2 protein-coding genes are annotated in these 3,607 nt (G+C 70.5%); both read right to left on the reverse strand.

The window, feature by feature from the left end; all coding sequences use genetic code 11:
* Positions 1 to 38 precede the first annotated feature (38 nt).
* Positions 39 to 2,618 carry an ABC transporter permease gene (locus tag C1I97_RS33330; protein WP_111006761.1) on the reverse strand — a complete coding sequence of 860 codons (2,580 nt, stop codon included), beginning with the start codon at positions 2,616 to 2,618 and terminating at the stop codon, positions 39 to 41.
* Positions 2,615 to 3,403 (reverse strand): ABC transporter ATP-binding protein, encoded by a 789-nt coding sequence (locus C1I97_RS33335; RefSeq protein ID WP_111006762.1) that lies wholly within the window; start codon positions 3,401 to 3,403, stop codon positions 2,615 to 2,617. Before C1I97_RS33335 ends, C1I97_RS33330 begins: the two co-directional genes overlap by 4 nt.
* Between the last annotated feature and the right edge of the window lie 204 nt (positions 3,404 to 3,607).

A 3,607-nucleotide genomic window follows, 5' to 3' on the forward strand; every position in this document is an offset into this window, starting at 1 on the left:
CCCGGGGACCGTGCCCCGGACGGCCCCCTGCTCCGCGGCTACTCCGTGGCGATCGCGTTCAGTACGTTCATCCGGCCCGCCCGGAACGCCGGGACCAGGGCGGCGAACAGGCCCACGAACGCCGAGCCGACGAAGACGCCGGCGATCGTGCCCCAGGGGATCTCCAGGACGTTCAGGCCCTCCAGGGCGAGGAGCTTCTGGGCGGTCGCGCCCCAGCCCATCCCGAGCCCGAGGCCGAGCAGCGCGCCGAACAGGGCGATCACCACGGACTCCAGGCGGATCATCCGCCGCAGCTGGCGGCGCGAGAGGCCGATCGCCCGCATCAGGCCGATCTCGCGCGTCCGCTCGACCACCGACAGGGCCAGGGTGTTCACCACACCCAGGACGGCGACGATGATCGCCAAAGCGAGCAGGCCGTAGACCATGTTCAGCAGCTGGCCGATCTGGTTCTGCAGCTCCTTCTTGTAGTCGGTCTGGTCGCGCACGGTGTACTGCGGGTAGTCGTGCAGCGCGGACTTGAGCGCCTGGTAGGCGGCGGCCTCCTGCCCGTCCTTGGCGCTGGCGAAGAGCAGCAGGTCCAGCGGCATCCGGTCGGCGGGCACATACGTGGCGACCGTGGCGATCGAGGCGTACATCGCCCCCTTGTCGATCACGGCGTCGTCGCTGGTGATCGCGCGGACCGTGAGCTTCGCCGTCGCGCCGTCCCGGAAGCCGGCCTCGACCGTGGAGCCCAGCTTGACGCCGTGCTTCTTCGCGAAGCCCTCGGGGACGGACATCGAGTCGGACCTGTAGGCGTCGGCGAGCGTGCCGGCGACCGTCTCGGTGCGCAGGTCCTGCGCGTAGGTCGGGTCGGCCGCGTTGATCATCTGGTTCTTGGAGGTACGGCCGTCCGGTGTGGTCAGGGAGGCGTCCACGAGCTTGTACTCGGTGACCCGCTCCAGTCCCGGGGTGTCCTTCACGGCCTTGACCGCCTGCGGGGTGATGACCTCGCCCTTGTCGTGCTGGATGATGAAGTCCGTGCCGACGGTCTTGTCGAGCTGGTCGGTGGCGGAGGCGACCATCGAGGAGCCGACCACCGACAGGCAGGCCACCAGGGCCAGGCCGATCATCAGCGCGGCGCCGGTGGCGCCGGTGCGGCGCGGGTTGCGCAGCGCGTTGCGCTCGGCCATCCGGCCGACCGGACCGAAGACCCGCAGCAGGACCGCGCTGAGGACGCGGACCAGGCCGCCCACGAGCAGCGGACCGATGACGACGAGGCCGATCAGGGTGAGCACCACGCCCAGGCCCAGCCACGCCGAGCCCTCCTTGGCCTGGTCGGCGCCGGCGGCGACGTACAGGCCCGCGCCGCCGGCGCCGGTGAGGACCAGGCCGAGCACGGCCCGCACGATCCCGGCCCTGGCGTCGGCCGGGGCCCCCGCGTCGCGCAGGGCGGCCATCGGGGAGACCTTGCCGGCCCGCCGGGCGGGCAGGTAGGCGGCGAGGACGGTGACGACCACACCGAGGAGCAGGCCGATCACGGGGGTGGTCCAGGCGACCGTCAGGTCGTCGGTGGACAGGTGCATGCCTACCGCGCCCATGAGCTTCATCAGGCCGACCGCGATGCCGACCCCCGCCCCGACGCCGAGCACGGACCCGACCAGGCCCAGCAGCAGCGCCTCGACCAGCACGGACCGGTTGACCTGGCTGCGGGAGGAGCCGATGGCGCGCATCAGGCCGATCTCCCGGGTGCGCTGGGCGACCAGCATCGAGAAGGTGTTGATGATCAGGAAGATGCCGACGAGGAAGGCGATCCCGGCGAAGCCGAGCATCCCGTACTTCATCACGTTCAGGAAGCTCTCGATGTCCTTCTGGTTGGCGTCGGCGACCTCCTTGGCGGTCTGCACCTTGTAGCCGCCGCCGAGCGCGGCGGCCACGTTCTTCTTCAGCTGCTCGTCGGTGACGCCCTCGGCGGCCGTGACGTTGACGTTCGTGTAGACGCCGGTCCGGCCGACCAGGGTCCGCTGGGCGGTCTTCGTGTCCAGGTAGAAGATCGCCGCGCCGGGGTTGGTGACGGTGTAGGTGGCGATGCCGGACACGCGCGCCTGGTGGGTGCCGAACGCGGTGATCACACCGATCTCGTCGCCCAGCTCCAGGTGGTGCTTGCCGGCGGTGTCGGCGTCGACCATGACCTGGTCCGGGCCCTTGGGCGCCGCACCGGAGGTGATCTTCATGGTGCGGGCGTCGTTGTCGGTCCAGTTGCCGACGATGGTGGGCGCGCCGCTGCTGGGCGACAGCTTGTCCTTGTCGGCGTCGACGACGGTCACCGAGGTGGAGAACACCGCCCCCTCGGCCGCCCGCACGCCCTCGGCCCCGCGCACCTCGCCGAGCACGGAGGCCGGCATGACCGGCGGCCTGCCGGTGCGGGAGGTGGTCTCACCGGTGTCGGACGAGCTCCTGGCGCTGACCGTCACGTCCGACGCCGTCGCCTGGAACAGCTTGTCGAACGTCGTGTTCATGGTGTCGGTGAACACCAGCGTCCCGCACACGAACGCCACCGACAGCAGCACCGCGACGGCCGACAGCGCCATGCGGCCCTTGTGCGCGAAGAAGTTGCGCAGGGAGGTCTTCAGGACGGTCATGACGTACGCCCCCGGGCGTCGAAGTCCTTCATGCGGTCCAGGACCTGATCGGCCGTTGGCTTGTGCATCTCGTCGACGATCCGGCCGTCGGCCAGGTACAGCACGCGGTCGGCGTAGGAGGCGGCCACCGGGTCGTGGGTGACCATCACGATCGTCTGACCCAGCTCGTCCACCGACCGGCGCAGGAAGCCCAGCACCTCGGCGCCCGCGCGGGAGTCCAGGTTGCCGGTCGGCTCGTCACCGAAGATGATCTCGGGCCGGGCGGCCAGGGCGCGGGCCACGGCGACGCGCTGCTGCTGGCCGCCGGAGAGCTGGTTGGGCCGGTGCCTCAGCCGGCCGGCGAGACCCACGGTCTCCACCACCCGGTCCAGCCACGCCTGGTCCGGCTTCCGGCCGGCTATGTCCATGGGCAGGGTGATGTTCTCGATCGCGCTCAGCGTGGGAAGCAGGTTGAACGCCTGGAAGATGAAGCCGATCCGGTCCCGGCGCAGCTGCGTGAGCTTCTTGTCCTTCAGGCCGGTGATCTCGGTCTCGTCCAGGAAGATCTGACCGCTCGTCACGGTGTCGAGACCGGCGAGGCAGTGCATCAGCGTGGACTTGCCGGACCCCGAGGGGCCCATGATCGCGGTGAACCGGCCACGGGCGATGTCCACGTCGACGTGGTCGAGGGCGACGACACGGGTCTCCCCGGCCCCGTAGGCCTTCACGACCTGCCGCGCCCGCGCGGCAACGGCCGTAGTCCCTCCAGTACCCCCGTGCCTGGGAATGGTCACAGCCGTTGTCACGTCATGTCTCCTATATCGGTCTGCTGATGGGTCACGCGGAAGAGCTGCGTGACGGATGAATCGGTACGCCGTCGAGTCTGCTCGGCGAAGTCCCCCTGGCGCGCTGGTGCGCAGCGCAGTCTTTCGCTGGGGAAAACCCCACCCCCGTCGGTGCGGGCGCTCGTCGAGGCCGAGCAGGCGGCGCGGCAGGGGCAGCAGGAGGCG

Origin of the sequence: Streptomyces sp. NTH33 (genome assembly GCF_003236365.1) — a bacterium.
GTDB lineage: Bacteria > Actinomycetota > Actinomycetes > Streptomycetales > Streptomycetaceae > Streptomyces.

What these genes read in the sequence shown, in the direction of transcription:
- C1I97_RS33330 (WP_111006761.1), bottom strand. Translation starts at nt 2,618, where the DNA reads ATGACCGTCCTGAAGACCTCCCTGCGCAACTTCTTCGCGCACAAGGGC.